The organism is Verticiella alkaliphila (assembly GCF_018904615.1).
GTDB lineage: Bacteria > Pseudomonadota > Gammaproteobacteria > Burkholderiales > Burkholderiaceae_B > Verticiella > Verticiella alkaliphila.
In genome coordinates this window covers 1-13,687 of record NZ_JADCNH010000013.1, presented here as the reverse complement: position 1 = coordinate 13,687, position 13,687 = coordinate 1, and the positions used below count along the sequence as shown (strand labels likewise).

At 67.3% G+C, this 13,687-nt stretch carries 17 protein-coding genes, 1 tRNA gene and 1 pseudogene; 14 read left to right on the top strand and 5 right to left on the bottom strand.

Features of this window, described 5'->3' with window-relative positions:
* Positions 1-102: 102 nt before the first annotated feature.
* Positions 103-1,305 (top strand): multidrug effflux MFS transporter, encoded by a 1,203-nt coding sequence (locus tag IMZ29_RS10550; protein WP_216183506.1) that lies wholly within the window; start codon positions 103-105, stop codon positions 1,303-1,305.
* Between the two features lie 41 nt (positions 1,306-1,346).
* Complete coding sequence (locus tag IMZ29_RS10545; RefSeq protein WP_216183505.1) at positions 1,347-2,036, top strand: hypothetical protein; 690 nt, start codon at positions 1,347-1,349, stop codon at positions 2,034-2,036.
* A gap of 6 nt (positions 2,037-2,042) precedes the next feature.
* Here the strand turns inward: IMZ29_RS10545 and IMZ29_RS10540 are convergent.
* Positions 2,043-2,127, bottom strand: a tRNA-Leu gene (locus tag IMZ29_RS10540).
* Positions 2,128-2,238: 111 nt separating this feature from the next.
* Here IMZ29_RS10540 and IMZ29_RS10535 point away from each other — a divergent pair.
* A complete protein-coding gene (locus IMZ29_RS10535; RefSeq protein WP_216183503.1) occupies positions 2,239-2,622 on the top strand; it encodes a hypothetical protein in 384 nt (127 codons plus the stop codon).
* A gap of 32 nt (positions 2,623-2,654) precedes the next feature.
* On the opposite strand, the gene IMZ29_RS10530 is transcribed toward IMZ29_RS10535, so the two are convergent.
* Both IMZ29_RS10530 and IMZ29_RS10525 read right to left on the bottom strand, forming a co-directional pair.
* Positions 2,655-2,798 carry a hypothetical protein gene (locus tag IMZ29_RS10530; protein ID WP_216183501.1) on the bottom strand — a complete coding sequence of 48 codons (144 nt, stop codon included), beginning with the start codon at positions 2,796-2,798 and terminating at the stop codon, positions 2,655-2,657.
* 108 nt (positions 2,799-2,906) lie between these two features.
* Entirely contained in the window at positions 2,907-3,212 is a 306-nt protein-coding gene (locus IMZ29_RS10525; protein ID WP_216183499.1) for a hypothetical protein, read from the bottom strand.
* 179 nt (positions 3,213-3,391) lie between these two features.
* Here IMZ29_RS10525 and IMZ29_RS10520 point away from each other — a divergent pair, with 179 nt between their 5' ends.
* The 6 genes and pseudogenes from IMZ29_RS10520 (at position 3,392) to IMZ29_RS10500 (ending at position 7,244) form a co-directional block, all read left to right on the top strand.
* Positions 3,392-3,673 carry a hypothetical protein gene (locus tag IMZ29_RS10520; protein ID WP_216183497.1) on the top strand — a complete coding sequence of 94 codons (282 nt, stop codon included), beginning with the start codon at positions 3,392-3,394 and terminating at the stop codon, positions 3,671-3,673.
* A gap of 168 nt (positions 3,674-3,841) precedes the next feature.
* Positions 3,842-3,892 (top strand): annotated as a pseudogene (locus IMZ29_RS23285) (hypothetical protein); the annotation flags it as partial.
* Complete coding sequence (locus IMZ29_RS10515) at positions 3,877-4,629, top strand: YoaK family protein (protein WP_216183495.1); 753 nt, start codon at positions 3,877-3,879, stop codon at positions 4,627-4,629. The pseudogene IMZ29_RS23285 and the gene IMZ29_RS10515, both read left to right, overlap by 16 nt.
* Before the next feature lie 71 nt (positions 4,630-4,700).
* On the top strand, positions 4,701-5,147 hold the full coding sequence (locus tag IMZ29_RS10510) for a DUF1178 family protein (RefSeq protein ID WP_216183493.1): 447 nt from the start codon (positions 4,701-4,703) through the stop codon (positions 5,145-5,147).
* Positions 5,148-5,186: 39 nt separating this feature from the next.
* Complete coding sequence (gene rlmB / locus IMZ29_RS10505) at positions 5,187-5,939, top strand: 23S rRNA (guanosine(2251)-2'-O)-methyltransferase RlmB (RefSeq protein ID WP_216183491.1); 753 nt, start codon at positions 5,187-5,189, stop codon at positions 5,937-5,939.
* 33 nt (positions 5,940-5,972) lie between these two features.
* Positions 5,973-7,244 (top strand): cystathionine gamma-synthase family protein, encoded by a 1,272-nt coding sequence (locus tag IMZ29_RS10500; protein ID WP_216183666.1) that lies wholly within the window; start codon positions 5,973-5,975, stop codon positions 7,242-7,244.
* 7 nt (positions 7,245-7,251) lie between these two features.
* Here IMZ29_RS10500 and IMZ29_RS23075 read toward each other — a convergent pair whose 3' ends face one another.
* Complete coding sequence (locus IMZ29_RS23075) at positions 7,252-8,166, bottom strand: sensor histidine kinase (protein WP_216183489.1); 915 nt, start codon at positions 8,164-8,166, stop codon at positions 7,252-7,254.
* Positions 8,167-8,374: 208 nt separating this feature from the next.
* Here IMZ29_RS23075 and IMZ29_RS10490 point away from each other — a divergent pair, with 208 nt between their 5' ends.
* From IMZ29_RS10490 to IMZ29_RS10470, 5 genes are all read left to right on the top strand, one after another.
* Complete coding sequence (locus IMZ29_RS10490) at positions 8,375-9,118, top strand: response regulator transcription factor (RefSeq protein WP_216183487.1); 744 nt, start codon at positions 8,375-8,377, stop codon at positions 9,116-9,118.
* A gap of 9 nt (positions 9,119-9,127) precedes the next feature.
* Positions 9,128-10,186 (top strand): threonine aldolase family protein, encoded by a 1,059-nt coding sequence (locus tag IMZ29_RS10485; protein WP_216183485.1) that lies wholly within the window; start codon positions 9,128-9,130, stop codon positions 10,184-10,186.
* Between the two features lie 17 nt (positions 10,187-10,203).
* Entirely contained in the window at positions 10,204-11,538 is a 1,335-nt protein-coding gene (locus IMZ29_RS23280; RefSeq protein ID WP_216183483.1) for a DUF924 family protein, read from the top strand.
* 71 nt (positions 11,539-11,609) lie between these two features.
* On the top strand, positions 11,610-12,587 hold the full coding sequence (locus IMZ29_RS10475; RefSeq protein ID WP_216183481.1) for a quinone oxidoreductase family protein: 978 nt from the start codon (positions 11,610-11,612) through the stop codon (positions 12,585-12,587).
* Between the two features lie 12 nt (positions 12,588-12,599).
* Positions 12,600-13,505 (top strand): aspartyl/asparaginyl beta-hydroxylase domain-containing protein, encoded by a 906-nt coding sequence (locus tag IMZ29_RS10470; protein ID WP_216183479.1) that lies wholly within the window; start codon positions 12,600-12,602, stop codon positions 13,503-13,505.
* A gap of 92 nt (positions 13,506-13,597) precedes the next feature.
* Here IMZ29_RS10470 and IMZ29_RS10465 read toward each other — a convergent pair.
* A partial coding sequence (locus IMZ29_RS10465) for an IS3 family transposase (protein ID WP_216183664.1) occupies positions 13,598-13,687 on the bottom strand: 90 nt, incomplete at its 5' end.

The following is a 13,687-nucleotide window of genomic DNA, read 5'->3' as shown; positions in this document are numbered from 1 at the left end:
TACTGTATATAAATTCGGCCGGAGCCTCAAAGCTTCGGCGTTCGGCAGTGTTGCGTACTGCCCTCTCTTGACGGAATTCGGATGTCTCCTGCTGTACCGAAAATGAGCGGATGGCTGCTCCTGATGGGCCTGTTGACGATGACAGGCCCGCTCGCCATCGACATGTACCTTCCGGCGTTCCCTTCGATCTCCCAGGCGCTCGGTGCGGCATCCGGGGCGGTGGAGCGTACGCTCGCGATGTATCTCATCGGCATGGCGATCGGCCAGCTCGTCTACGGCCCGGCCACGGATCGCTGGGGACGCAAGCCGCCGCTGTACGTGGGACTTGCCCTGTACGTGGTGGCCTCCGCGGCGTGCGCAATGGCCCAGTCCATCGAGTCACTCACGTTCTGGCGGTTCATCCAGGCGCTGGGGGGCAGCGCCTGCATGGTCGTGCCGCGCGCCGTGATCCGCGATCACTACGACACGCAGCAGGCCGCGCGCGCCATGTCCATGCTCATGCTGATCATCGGCGTGGCCCCGATGGCCGCACCGTTCCTGGGTGCGCAGATCCTTACCATCGCCACTTGGCGCGCCACCTTCGCCATCCTCGCGTTCGCTGGCACGGCGTTGTTCCTGGCCGTGCTCTTCGGCATGCGCGAGACCTTGCCTGTCGAACGCCGCGTGCGCGCGAGTCCGCTCGGCATGCTGCGCACCTACCGCGACCTGCTGCGCGACAAGGGCTTTCTGTGCATGGCGCTCGCGGGCGGCCTGGGCATGGGCGGGCTCTTTGCCTACGTGACCGGCTCGCCCCACGTGTTGATCGAGGTGTATGGCGTCACGCCCACCACCTTCAGTGGCCTTTTCGCGGTGAACGCTTTGGCGATGACGCTCGCGGCCCAGGTCAATGCCCGGCTGCTGGCCGGGCGCCACCCGAGTCGCATCGTGCGCGTGGCCTTGTGGGTGATGCCTGCCATCGGCATCCTGGGTCTTCTGCTGGCGGTGACCGGCCTCATGACGCTGCCGATCCTGATCGTCTTTCTGGCAAGTTTCATGGCTGCACAAGGCTTCATCGGCCCCAACAGTGCCGCGCTGGCGCTGTCAGGCCAGGGTGGCCGGTTGGGCGCAGCGTCCGCCATGCTGGGCACGCTGCAGTTCCTCTGCGGCACCTTCATCGGCCTCCTCGTGAGCCTCTGGCGTACCGAGAGCGCGATTGGGCTCGTCGGCATCATGGCCGTGGCGGGTGTGCTCGCGTGCGTGTCCGGGCGGCTTGGCTTGGCCGCGCAGGCCGCGCGCGCGGCCAGTGCGCCGCCCAAGGTCGGCTGATCGAGCGTGCATCTCGAGCAGGACGCGCTGCGCCTGGCCATGTGTCGCTCGGCGTGCTGCTGCGCGGCCTGGCAAGGCGCACGGGTAACATACGCGTTTTACCCAGCTGCGCCATTGCCATGACACTCCTCAGGAAATTGTTCGGACCTTCTGCGAAGAAGCGGGAAGCGCAGGAGCTCGCACGTTTCGACAAGGTCGACGCGGGCTTGAAGCGCATGTCGCCCGTGGAACTGGCGCACTGCCGGGCAGACATCGCGTTCACGCGCTATGCCACCGTGGTGGCCAAAGGCAGCGACGACGACCGAGCGGCCATGGACGTGCTTTACGGCGCGAGTCCGCTGTCAAGCCGCACGGTCGATATCCTGAGCGCTGCGTCCGACAAATGGGCCAAGAATGGCCTGGACGCCGGACACATGCGCAAGCAATCTGACCCCAACTCGCCGGCTCACATTGTCTACTCGGCCATCGCGGAAGGCATGCCGTTCTGGGTGTTGTCTGTACGCGCGGCGGCAAACCGACGCTTCTACCCGATCATCCGAAGCATCTGGCTCAGGCTGGAGGCGGCGGACAAGCCCACCTATGATGCCATCGCCACCGAGTTCTGCCGACTGGATGCGTTGAACCCTGACCGCCCATTTCGCGATGCCATCATCGGCATGCAATCCTTCGGGCCGCCCGTGGCGCTCATGCACGCGGACGAAGACCTGCACTTTCTTCCCGCTGATCGTTGATTTTTCTGGTGCCCGAGGCCGGAATCGAACCGGCACGCCTTGCGGCGAGGGATTTTAAGTCCCTTGTGTCTACCGATTTCACCACTCGGGCGGAGGGCTTGGCAGCGCAGGCCGCGATTCTACCAAGGTTGACGCGAGATGCCTGAAGCAGACATCGCCTTGGCACCGCCGCCGCTCACGTCCTAATTCAGGCCATCACAGCATGATTCACCGTGTCGCGATCCTGTCATCGCTCATCGCCCTCCCGGCGTATGGGCTCGACCCCAGCACACTGCCGGAACCCCAGCGCGAGTGCCATTTCCGCGGAGCCGCGGCGGCGATGTACATGGCGGAGCGCCAGACCGGCGGGAAATCACTGGACGCCTGGCTCGCACGGATTGACCGAGGTGAAGCCGACATGGGGGCAGAAGCCGCACAGGCGCTGCGTCAGCTGTTCCGCATGGCGTATCAAACTCCCCGTTTCGACGACCGGGAGCAGGTCAGCCGAGCCGTCACGGCATTTGGCGACGCCCAGGTCGAGGCGTGCTATCGCGAGCATGGGTTGACGCTGCCGGCGCCAACGCTAGGACCGCTGCCGCTTCCTTGACGCGCCATCAGGCGCCAGTCCGACGCGTCGATTCAAATTCCCCCAGGGACGTACGAGAATTCCGCCGGACCTCTCAGTGCTTCCCAGAGGCCGTCGAGAAAGCCGGCGCCATGAAGGGCGGCCAGTGCATCGTCGGCAAGGACTTCCGGGGTGGTGACTTCAACCAGATCAGACATGATCGGACTCCTTCGGGACGGCTCGCCCAATCGCGAGCCCATGTCTGCACTGTAGGCGTGCCCTGATCGTCTGCCTATGGCTCTCACGAGCCATCCACGTGGCCGGCGTCAGTGCTCGTCGCGCGGTGGGGCGTCGAAGTCTGCCGTGGCGCCGACGTTCTGCTCGGCCATGTCCAGCATGGCCATGGCCACGGAAGCGGCGCGGATGTTCTCGGCCCCGCCTTCCTGATGCGCGGCCACGGCGAGCGACATCAGCACATTGCGGGTCTTGGTGAGCGTTTGCGGGCTGTCCGATGCGGTCGCCGTTAGAACGGCAGACATGAGCATCAGGAGCGGCTTGGTCTGCGCCGCGATGACGTCCTGGACTTGTTTTTCGGTCAGCGTGGACAAGGGGTCCGGCGTGGTGTCGGCCATGAGGGCTCCAGTGTGGGAAAGACCCGGCGGCAGATGACGATGACCAGCGCCGGCGCACGCACGGATTGTACGCACGCGCCGCCAGGTCCATGGCTCACCTTGACTATCGCTACCCGGCGTCGATGTTGCTACAGTGCGCGGGCACCTGGCATCCGCCGGGTCCGATTCGGAAATCCGCCATGCCGCTCTCCGCCGACACCCTGCAGTCCTTGACGACCCTGATGCGCGACGATCCTGACTTGATGGCTCGGTTGCGTGGCGCCACCGATGAAGCCCAGGCAGCGCGATTGCTGGTCGAAGCCGCTGCCTCGCAGGGCCTGACGGTGTCGGCGGCGGACGTCGCGCAACTGGTCCGCACGTCCGCCGGAACCCGTCTTCTGAACGACGACGAACTCGATGGCACGTCGGGTGGCAACAATCCGACGCGCAATCCGCGCTCGCCGTTTGACGATCTGAACTGAAGCCCGTGCCACCATCGGCACGCCGGGCGCGCTGTCCCGGCATCTCGCGCGACCGGCCGACGATTCAGTCGACGTAGGCATCCGTGATGTTGCCGACAGCCGAGTGCATTCGGCCAGGTCATCGATCTGTACGACGCCGGCGAGGCCAGCCGACCACCGCCCCGGTCTATGATGGCAGCTTGGCGATTTCGCGGCGTCCTCTCATGCACCTGGCCGGCTCCTCCTCCGTCAACGGTCCTGGGGCTCGCTCGCCCGGCGCCTGGCTGGGTACCCGGCGTCTCGGTCTTGTGCTGTGCTTCGTGGCGGGTGCCATCAACGCGGGCGGGTTTCTCGCTATCGGCCAGTACACCTCCCACATGACCGGCATCGTCTCCGCCATGGCCGACCACCTCGTGCTGGGCAACATCGCGCTGGTGCTGGCCGGCTTGGCTGCATTGGTGTTGTTCCTGGCCGGAGCGGCCACGGCAGCCGTCCTCATCCGCGCATCGCGTCGCCGCCATCTGCGCAGCGAATGCGCGGCGCCACTCTTGCTCGAGGCCGCGCTGCTGCTGCTCTTCGGGCTGCTGGGGCGCGAGCTTGGCGACTATGCCTGGTGGCGCGTGCCGGCGACGGCCTTGCTGCTGTGCTTCGTGATGGGACTGCAGAACGCGATGATCACCAAGCTGTCGCGCGCCGAGATTCGCACCACCCACGTCACCGGCATGGTGACAGACCTGGGCATCGAACTGGGCAAGTGGTGCTACTGGAATGCGGCCGGCACCAAGGACCCCGTGCGCGCGGATCGGCGGCGCATGCTCTTGCTGGCGGGTCTGCTGGGCATGTTCTTCCTGGGCGGGGTGACGGGCGCCGTCGGGTTTTCGCAGGTCGGGTTCAGCGCCACCGTCCCGCTCGCTGCCGTGCTGATCGTCATGGCCGTCGTCACGCTGCGCGATGGACGGCTCGTGCGCGGCGCCTAGCGCGCCCCAACGGTGCGCCGAACGCCTCGGCCACATGGCCCGGCCTTGCCACGATCGCTTACACTACCGGCATGGCGCTCAAAGTATTCGACCTGGCGTGCGACGCCGGTCACGTCTTCGAGGGCTGGTTCACGTCACGCGAGGAATTCGATCGACAATGTGAGCGCGGCCTGTTGTGCTGTCCCGTGTGCGACAGCAAGGCCGTCACGCGCCAGGTGTCTGCGTCGCGCTTGAACGTGTCGGGTGCGAGCCGTGCCCCGGCCACCGTGCCGGCCCCGTCCGACGCGGGCGATGCGGGGCGCCAGGCCGAGATGCTGCGTCAGCTGCGCGAGTGGGTGCGCAGCACCGACAACGTCGGCGCGGCCTTCGCCACCGAAGCGCGCCGCATCCACGAAGGTGACGCGCCAGCCCGGCCCATTCGTGGCACCGCCAGCGCCAGCGAGCGTCAGGCCCTGGTCGAGGACGGCATCGCGGTCATGCCGCTGCCGCGTATCCTTGACGACGAGCAACTTCAATAATCCCTGAGGCGCCCCGAAAGGCGGCGCCGAGTGCAATCCATGTCAGCCTCCCAACTTCTCGTCGGTTTCCATGCGGTCACCGCGCGCCTGCGCCACGACGCCAAGTCCATTCGCGAGATCTACGTCGAGGCCTCGCGCCGCGACCGCCGCATGCTCACCCTGATCGAGCAGGCTCAGGCTGCCGGGTGCAAAGTGCACCCTGTCGCGGCCGATCGTCTGGATGGCATGGCCAAGGGCACGCGCCACCAGGGCGTGGTCGCGACCGCCGCCGCCGTGGAACTGGCGTTCGACGTTGACGAGGTGCTGGACGAGCTGGGCGACAAGCCGGCGTTTTTCCTCGTGCTCGATGGCGTGACGGACCCGCACAACCTGGGCGCCTGCCTGCGCACGGCGGATGCCGCTGGCGCCCACGCCGTGATCGCCCCGCGCGACCGCGCCGTCGGCCTGAACACCACGGTGCAACGAGTGGCCTGCGGCGCGGCCGACACCGTGCCCTACATCACCGTCACCAATCTCGCGCGTACGCTGCGCGCGCTGAAGGCACGTGACGTGTGGGTCGTGGGCACGGACGACGAAGCCGAAGGTGACCTGTACTCGGTCGACGCCAAGCGCTCGATCGCGTGGGTGCTGGGCGCCGAAGGCGAGGGCATGCGCCGCCTCACGCGGGACACCTGCGATCAGCTGGTACGCATCCCCATGCTGGGCTCCGTCGAGAGCCTGAACGTGAGCGTGGCTTCCTCCGTGTGTCTCTACGAAACCGTGCGTCAACGCACCCAGGGCCGCCGCGGTTGAGCGTCTCGCCCCGCGCGTTCATCAGGATCCGACATCATGTCCAAAGGCATCACCACGACGCTGCTGCACGCTGACCGCAGCGGGAACATCGAACACGGCGCCGTGCACAAGCCCATGCACACGGCCGTGGCCTACCGCTATGGCGACGTGAACGACCTCGTCGCCGTCTTCCAGGGTACGCAAAGCGGCTACTCGTACTCGCGCCAGGGCACGCCCACCACGGCAGCCCTGGAGCACAAGATCACGCTGCTCGAACGCGGCCGTGGCACGGTGAGCTTCGGGAGCGGGATGGCGGCCCAGGCCGCGCTTTTTTCCACGCTGTTGCGCGCGGGCGATCACCTGGTGTCGAGCCAGTTCATCTTTGGCAACACCAACAGCCTGCTCGGCACGCTCCAGGATCTCGGCGTGCAGGTCACGATGGTCGACGCCACGGACGCGGCCAACATCGCCGCCGCAGTGCAGGAAAACACCCGCATGGTGTTCGTCGAGACGATCGCCAACCCGGGCACGCAAGTCGCGGATCTGGCCGGCATCGGCCGCCTGTGCCGCGAGCGCGGCCTGCTGTACGTGGTGGACAACACGGTGTCCACGCCGTATCTCTTCAACCCTGCCGACGTGGGCGCCGGGCTGGTGATGAACTCGCTCAGCAAGTACATCTGCGGCCACGGCAACGCCCTGGGCGGGGCGCTGACCGACGTGGGCGGGTTCGACTGGTCAGATTATCCGAACATTGCGGAGGTCTATCGCAAGGGCGACCCGGCGAACTGGGGCCTCATGCAACTGCGCAAGAAGGGGCTGCGCGACATGGGCGGCAGCCTCGCCTCCGAGACCGCGCACCGGATTGCGGTGGGCGCGGAGACGCTGGCGTTGCGCATGGAGCGCGCCTGCCACAACGCCCTCACGGTGGCACAGTTTCTCGAAGGGCATCCGAGCGTGGCGCGCGTGCATTACCCGGGCGTGGCGAGCCATCCGCAGCACGCCCGTGCCACCGAACTCTTCGGCGTGCGCGATGCCTCTGGCGGCCATGCCGCGCGCTACGGTGCGTTGATGAGTGTGGAGCTTCAGCCTGGCCTCGATTGCCTGGCCTTCCTGAACGCCCTGGAGATCGTGATCCTGTCCACGCACCTGGGCGACAGCCGCACGCTCGCGCTGCCCGCCGCGCACACGATCTACTATGAAATGGGCCCGCAAAAGCGCGCCCAGATGGGCATCGCGGACAGCCTCGTGCGCCTGTCCGTCGGCATCGAGGATACGGACGATCTCCTCACGGATCTGGCGCAAGGCCTGGCGCGTCTCACGCGCTGATCCAGGCTCAGCCGGCTCCGCGCGTCAGTGCCAGGGGCAGGCTGACTTTCAAGGCCAGGCCGCCTTCATGGCGGTTCTTGGCCTTGAGGGTGCCACCGTGCACCTCGGCAATGCGCCGGGCCACGTAAAGGCCCAGGCCCGCGCCGCTCTGGCCCCGCGTATCCCCGCCGCGATAGAAGCGCTCGAAGATCCTCTGTATCTCGGGTTCGGGTACGCCCGGCCCGCCGTCCGTCACGTGCACGATCGCGTGCGTAGGCGTAGCCGTGAGCACGATGGTGACGCTGTCGTCACCGCCGTACTTGACCGCATTGCTCACGAGATTGGTGAAGAGAATGTCGAGCAGGCCTGCGTCGCCGCGCACCACGGCCGTGGCCGGACACATCAGCGTGACCCGCTCCTCCAGGCCCAGCGAGAGCAGGATCTCGTACAGGAAGGGGCCGAGCGCCACCTGCGACAGATCCAGTCCGTAGCTGCTGTATTCGAGCCGGTGCGCGCTCTGAAGATTCTCCGCCAGCGTGGCGAGGCGACCGACCGCCCGGCGGATGCGGCGCAGCCGCTGGACCTGATCGGCACCCGCCTCGTCAGCCAGCGATTCGAGCGCCTGGCGCGCCGCCTCGATGGTGGAGAGCGGGGTGCGCATCTCGTGCGCGATCACGGCAATCACGTCCTGTTGTTGCGCCAGGCGCAGGTACAGGTTGTCGAGGTCAGCCTGCAGGCGCACGTCCAGATCGCGGCGGGCCTCGATCTCTGCCCGCAGCCGGCGCGACTCGGCCGCGCGCTTGGCGTCGCTCGCGCGCTGCCGGGGGCCGCGCCAGGCCTGGCGCAGGCCATGGCTGGCAAGCGCCAGGCTGATGACGATGCATGCGATCGCCAGGGCAGGGTACGTCGCGTAAGGACTGACCCAGTCGAGGACGGCAAGCACGCCCAGGACCGAGGCGGCCGCGAGGGCGGGAAGTCCTGCGCGTCTCGATGAGGCGACGCTCGGTTCTGGCATACTCTGAACAGGTGGGCGCGCGGGCCTGAAGAAGGCCGCAGTCTGCCACACAACCGTCGGCTGTGGGGCGTCCGGCGGGGTGCAAGGCAACACGTCGGAGTCGAAGCCCAGCGGCTGCGGCACCGGGAGTAGGACAATGGATCACGTGCAGTCGGCCGACGACGCAATGATGTGCACCGAGCCGGTGGTCGGCCTGCTCGAAGACGACGACGACCTGCGCGACGAGCTGGCCGCGGGCTTGCGGCGCTATGGTTTCACGGTGTGGGGTGTAGGGACGGCCGCTGAGTTCGCCGAGCGCCTGCTCGAACAGCCGTGCAATGCCGTCGTCATCGATGTCGGCTTGCCCGGGGTAGACGGGCTCACGGTCACGTCGCGCCTGCGGGCGCAGAGCGACGTGATCATCGTGATGGTCACTGGACGCGGCCATGAAGACGACCGAGTGCGAGGCCTGGAGTGCGGCGCCGACGCCTACCTCGTGAAGCCCGTGGGCTTGAGCGAACTGTCGGCCGTCCTCCTGGGCGGCTTGCGCAGGCTCTGGATGGGCCGCACGGCCGGCACGCCAGCGCCCGCGGGTGCGCGCCACGCCAATGTCTGGGTCCTGGACCCCGCGCATCGCGAGTTGATCGCCCCCGACGCTGCGTGGCGGCTGCGGCTCACCCAATCCGAATCCCGATTCGTGGCCCATCTGCTCGCCCAGCACGATCGCGTGGTGACCCGAGAGGAGGCAGCGCAGGCCGTGCATCCGGAGGGCCAGCGCCAGGACGATCTGCACTGGATCGACATGCTGGTCTCGCGCTTGCGTCGCAAGGCGGCCCAGGGCGGCATCGACTTGCCGCTGCGCGCTGTGCGCGGGCAAGGCTATCGTTTCTTCACAGGTTGAACGTTCTTCATGATTTTTGGCAGTGACAACATGGTGGGCGCTTCGGCGCCCGTGCTCGCGGCAATCCAGGCCGCCAACGCCGGCGAGGCGCCGTCCTACGGCAACGATCCCTGGTGCGAGGCCGCCGAGCGCGACCTGAGCGAAGTCTTCGAGCGCGCGGTGCGTGTGTTCTTCGTGAACACCGGCACGGTGGCGAATTCGCTCGCCTTGTCGGCTCTCGTCCCGCCCTGGGGCGCCGTGCTGTGTCAGCGCGATGCACACATCCTGGCCGACGAATCCAGCGCGCCGGAGTTCTTCACTAGCGGTGCGCGCCTCATTCCGCTCGAGGCCCGCAACGGCAAGCTCGTGCCCGCGGTGCTGGAGGCGCGCCTTGCCAGTGCAGGCCACCCGCCGCACAACACGGTGCCGCGCGCGATCAGCATCACCCAGGCGAACGAGCGTGGGCTCGTCTACACGCCAGCGGAAGTGTCGGCACTGTCCGAGGTGGGCCGCCGTCACGGACTGCGCCTGCACATGGACGGCGCCCGGTTTGCCAACGCCATTGCCGCGCTGGGCTGCAGCCCGGCCGAGGTCACCTGGCGCGCGGGCGTGGATGTGTTGTGCCTGGGAGCCTCCAAGAACGGGGCGCTGATGGCCGAAGCCGTCGTCTTCTTCGACACGCATCTCGCCCAGGACTTTGCATATCGGGTCAAGCGTGCCGGCCAGATGGCGGCCAAGGGGCGATTTTTCGGTGCGCAGTTCGGCGCCTGGCTCAAGGATGGGCACTGGCTCACGCTGGCGCGCCAGGCCAATGCCGTGGCACAGGTGCTGGGCGAGGGCCTGGCCAGTGTGCCCGGGGCCCGCGTGGTGTGGCCCGTGCAGGCCAACGAAGTCTTTGCCGTGCTGCCCAAGAGGCTGGCGGCAAGCCTGCGCGAGCAGGGCGCGGTTTTCTATGACTGGCCTGCCGAGACCTTGCCACCCGAGACGCCGCTGGGCGCCGACGAGTGCCTCGTGCGCCTGGTCGCTTCCTTCGCGAGCACGCGTGCGCAGGCCGACGCGCTGTGCGCGGCCGCACACGTGTGCGCCTGATCTTTCTGGAGACCCCGATGGCCCCAGCTTCCCGACCCATCGTCATCCTCGTGCCCGGCATGCTCAACACCGCGGCTGCCTGGTCGCGCGTGTCGCCGCGCTTGCAGGACGTTGCCGACGTGCGCATTGCGGATGTGAGCACACAATCCGACATTCCCGCCATGGCCCGTGACGCTCTGGCGCTCATCGCGCCGGGCGAGCGCGCGTACGCCGTGGGCTTCTCGATGGGTGGCTTCGTCGTCTGCGAGATGCTGGCCCAGGCGGCCGAGCGGATCGCCGGTATCGCCCTCGTGGATACGTCGTTGCGCACCGAATCGCCGCGGCAGGCCCAGGGCCGGGAAAAGGCCATCGCGGCCGCGCAGGCCGATTTCGAGGGCAACGTGCTGGCGGCGGCCGGCGACAGCATGCGCCCCGCGCGCCGTCAGAGCGATGCCGAGCTCGTCGCCCTGATCCGGGACATGCAGGCCGAAGTCGGCCTGGATGGGTTCGTGCGCCAGAGTCGCGCGCTCATGACCCGCAAGGATTATCGGGAGGTGCTGAGCGCGGTGACCGTGCCGGCGCTGGTCCTGTGCGGGACGGAGGATGCGCTGACGCCGCCCGTGCTGTCCGAAGAACTGGCCGAGGCCATCCCGGGTGCCGAGCTGGTCTGGATCCACGAGGCTGCGCACATGGTCCCGCTCGAGCAACCCGAGCAGCTCGCAGCGGCACTGCGGCGCTGGCTGGGAGCATCGACTGCGCCGGGCGCTGCGGCGAGTACCGGGGGCGATCCCTTACGCGCACCGTGGCAGGACGTGCTGGACTTCTGGTTCCATGCGCCAGAGCATCCGGAGTACCTCACGGTGCGCGAGGCCTGGTTTCGCAAGGACGCCAGCTTCGATGCCGAGATCCGCACGCGTTTCGGGCCGCTGATCGACGGCGCGCTCGCCGGCGGGCTGCGGGATTGGGAAGGGGTGCCCGACGGTGCCCTGGCACGGATCCTCATCCTCGATCAGTTCACCCGCAATACGCTGCGCGATACCGCGGATGCGTTTGCCGGGGATGTGCAGGCCCTCGCGCTGGCCCTGCAGGTGATCGATGCCGGCTGGGACGTCGCCATGCCGCCGGTGCAGCGGCAATTCGTGTATCTGCCCTTGATGCACGCCGAGGATCTGGAGATTCAGCAGCGCTGCGTGGAGCTCTACCGCGCGCTCGCGGCCCAGGCGCCTTCGCTCGCCAGCGCGCTGGATTTCGCTCGCCGCCACCGCGACATCGTGGCTCGCTTTGGCCGATTCCCGCACCGCAACGCCGCGTTGGGCCGTGACACCACGGCAGAAGAGGCCGAATTCCTCACGCAGCCCGGCTCCAGCTTCTGATCGCGCCGCCGTACAATGGCAGGTTAGATGCGCGGCGCGCGCCACCCTTGTTCCTCCCAGGAGACAGATCCATGACGAAGGCCATTCGCCTGCAGAAGCACGGCGGCCCCGAGGTGCTTGAACTCGTCGATATCGACGTGCCGCCGCCTGCCGCGGACGAGGTCACGGTGCGCCACCACGCGGTGGGCCTGAATTTCATCGACATCTACTTCCGCACGGGTCTGTACAAGCAGCCGCTGCCCCACGGCCTGGGCGCTGAAGCCGCCGGCGTGGTCGAAGCGGTGGGCAGGGACGTGACACACGTCAAGGTGGGGGATCGCGTCGCCTATGGACAGAGCCCGCTGGGTGCCTACGCCGAGCGCCACAACGCCAAGGCGATGCACGTGGTGAAGCTGCCCAAGGACATCGATTTCGAGACTGCCGCGGCCATGATGCTCAAGGGCCTCACCGTGCAGTATCTGTTTCGCCAGACGTACCGCCTGCAGGGCAACGAGACGATTCTCTTTCACGCGGCCGCGGGCGGCGTGGGTCTCATCGCCTGCCAATGGGCCAAGGCGCTTGGCGTGAAGCTCATCGGCACGGTCTCCAGCCCCGAGAAGGCGGCACTCGCGCGCGAACACGGCGCGTGGGAGACCATCGACTACAGCCGCGAGGACGTCGCCAAGCGCGTGCTCGAGCTCACGGACGGCAAGAAGGTGCCGGTGGTGTATGACGGCGTGGGCAAGAGCACATGGGAAGCCTCGCTCGACAGCGTGCAGCCGCGCGGGCTCGTGGTGAGCTTCGGCAACGCCTCGGGTGCCGTCGAAGGCGTCAACCTGGGCGTGCTCGCGAGCAAGGGTTCCCTGTACGTGACCCGCCCGACGCTGGGCCATTACGCCACCAGCGCCGAGAAGGTGCAGGCCGCCGCCGCCGAGCTCTTCGACCTGGTCGCCAAAAAGAAGATCAAGCTCACGATCGATCAACGCTTCCCGCTCGCGCAGGCCGGCGAGGCGCAGGCCGCCCTGGCCGCGCGCAAGACCACCGGCGCGACGGTATTCACCCTGGACTGACAGACTTTCGACATGATCAAGTGGACGCTCATCGGGCTCTGGCTCGCGGCCATCACCTATGTGTACTTTCGCGGGCGCGTGCGGGCGAATTTCTTTCGCACCGTGGTGGATCACTCCGCCGCGCTGGCCCCGGTGAATGCGTTCATGTATCTCACGTCCGCCGTGCCGGCCAAGCCCTACATCCCCGCGGCGGACATGCCGGCGGGGCTGAAGCGGCTGGACGACAACTGGGAGATCATCCGTGACGAGGCGAGAGCGCTGGCCGAAGCGCAGCGCATCAAGGCGGCGGAGTCGAACAACGATGCCGGCTTCAACTCGTTCTTCAAGACGGGCTGGAAGCGCTTCTACCTGAAGTGGTATGACGCGCAACATCCGTCCGCGGCCGAGCTCTGCCCGAACACCGTGCGCCTGCTGCACGAGATTCCCGAAGTGAAGGCCGCGATGTTCGCCGTATTGCCGCACGGGGCCAAGCTCAACGCCCACCGGGATCCGTTCGCGGGCTCGCTGCGCTATCACCTGGGTCTGGATACCCCCAACGACGATCGGTGCTTCATCGAGGTGGATGGCGAGCGCTACAGTTGGCGCGATGGCCAGAGCGTGGTGTTCGACGAGACGTTCATCCACTGGGCCGAGAACACGAGCGGCGAGACGCGCACCATCCTCTTCTGCGACGTCGAGCGCCCGCTGAAGTACGGCTGGGCGAGCCGCTTCAACCAGTGGTTCTCCCGCACCTTCATGACCGCGGCGAGCTCGCCCAACGATTCGGGCGACCAGACGGGGTGGGTCAACAAGATCTTCCACGTGTCCTGGGTGCTCGGCCAGTATCGACGTCGCTTCAAGCGCTGGAACCCGGCGCTCTACCAGATCACGCGCGTGCTGGTCATCATTGCCGTGCTGGCGCTGATCATCTTCATTTGACGTGGGCGCATCACGAACCACCCGGCGCAGAAACGAAAAGCCCCGCTCGTGAACTGACCCCCGAAAGTTGGACGGTTGGTTGATAGGCTGGGCTATGAGGGCTGGGTCCTGTACTGCACAGGACTCAGCCCTTTGAGTTTGAGCTTGATGCGCTCGTGGTTGTAGTAGTGGATGTAGCGATC

Excerpts from the sequence above, each read along its gene's own strand:
- IMZ29_RS10490 (WP_216183487.1), top strand. The coding sequence starts at position 8,375 with ATGGATCACGTGCAGTCGGCCGACGACGCAATGATGTGCACCGAGCCG.
- IMZ29_RS10525 (WP_216183499.1), bottom strand. The coding sequence starts at position 3,212 with ATGGCCGACACCACGCCGGACCCCTTGTCCACGCTGACCGAAAAACAA.
- IMZ29_RS10515 (WP_216183495.1), top strand. The coding sequence starts at position 3,877 with ATGCACCTGGCCGGCTCCTCCTCCGTCAACGGTCCTGGGGCTCGCTCG.
- IMZ29_RS10485 (WP_216183485.1), top strand. The coding sequence starts at position 9,128 with ATGATTTTTGGCAGTGACAACATGGTGGGCGCTTCGGCGCCCGTGCTC.
- IMZ29_RS10535 (WP_216183503.1), top strand. The coding sequence starts at position 2,239 with ATGATTCACCGTGTCGCGATCCTGTCATCGCTCATCGCCCTCCCGGCG.
- IMZ29_RS10530 (WP_216183501.1), bottom strand. The coding sequence starts at position 2,798 with ATGTCTGATCTGGTTGAAGTCACCACCCCGGAAGTCCTTGCCGACGAT.
- IMZ29_RS10475 (WP_216183481.1), top strand. The coding sequence starts at position 11,610 with ATGACGAAGGCCATTCGCCTGCAGAAGCACGGCGGCCCCGAGGTGCTT.
- rlmB (WP_216183491.1), top strand. The coding sequence starts at position 5,187 with ATGTCAGCCTCCCAACTTCTCGTCGGTTTCCATGCGGTCACCGCGCGC.
- IMZ29_RS10520 (WP_216183497.1), top strand. The coding sequence starts at position 3,392 with ATGCCGCTCTCCGCCGACACCCTGCAGTCCTTGACGACCCTGATGCGC.
- IMZ29_RS10550 (WP_216183506.1), top strand. The coding sequence starts at position 103 with ATGAGCGGATGGCTGCTCCTGATGGGCCTGTTGACGATGACAGGCCCG.
- IMZ29_RS10510 (WP_216183493.1), top strand. The coding sequence starts at position 4,701 with ATGGCGCTCAAAGTATTCGACCTGGCGTGCGACGCCGGTCACGTCTTC.
- IMZ29_RS23280 (WP_216183483.1), top strand. The coding sequence starts at position 10,204 with ATGGCCCCAGCTTCCCGACCCATCGTCATCCTCGTGCCCGGCATGCTC.
- IMZ29_RS10470 (WP_216183479.1), top strand. The coding sequence starts at position 12,600 with ATGATCAAGTGGACGCTCATCGGGCTCTGGCTCGCGGCCATCACCTAT.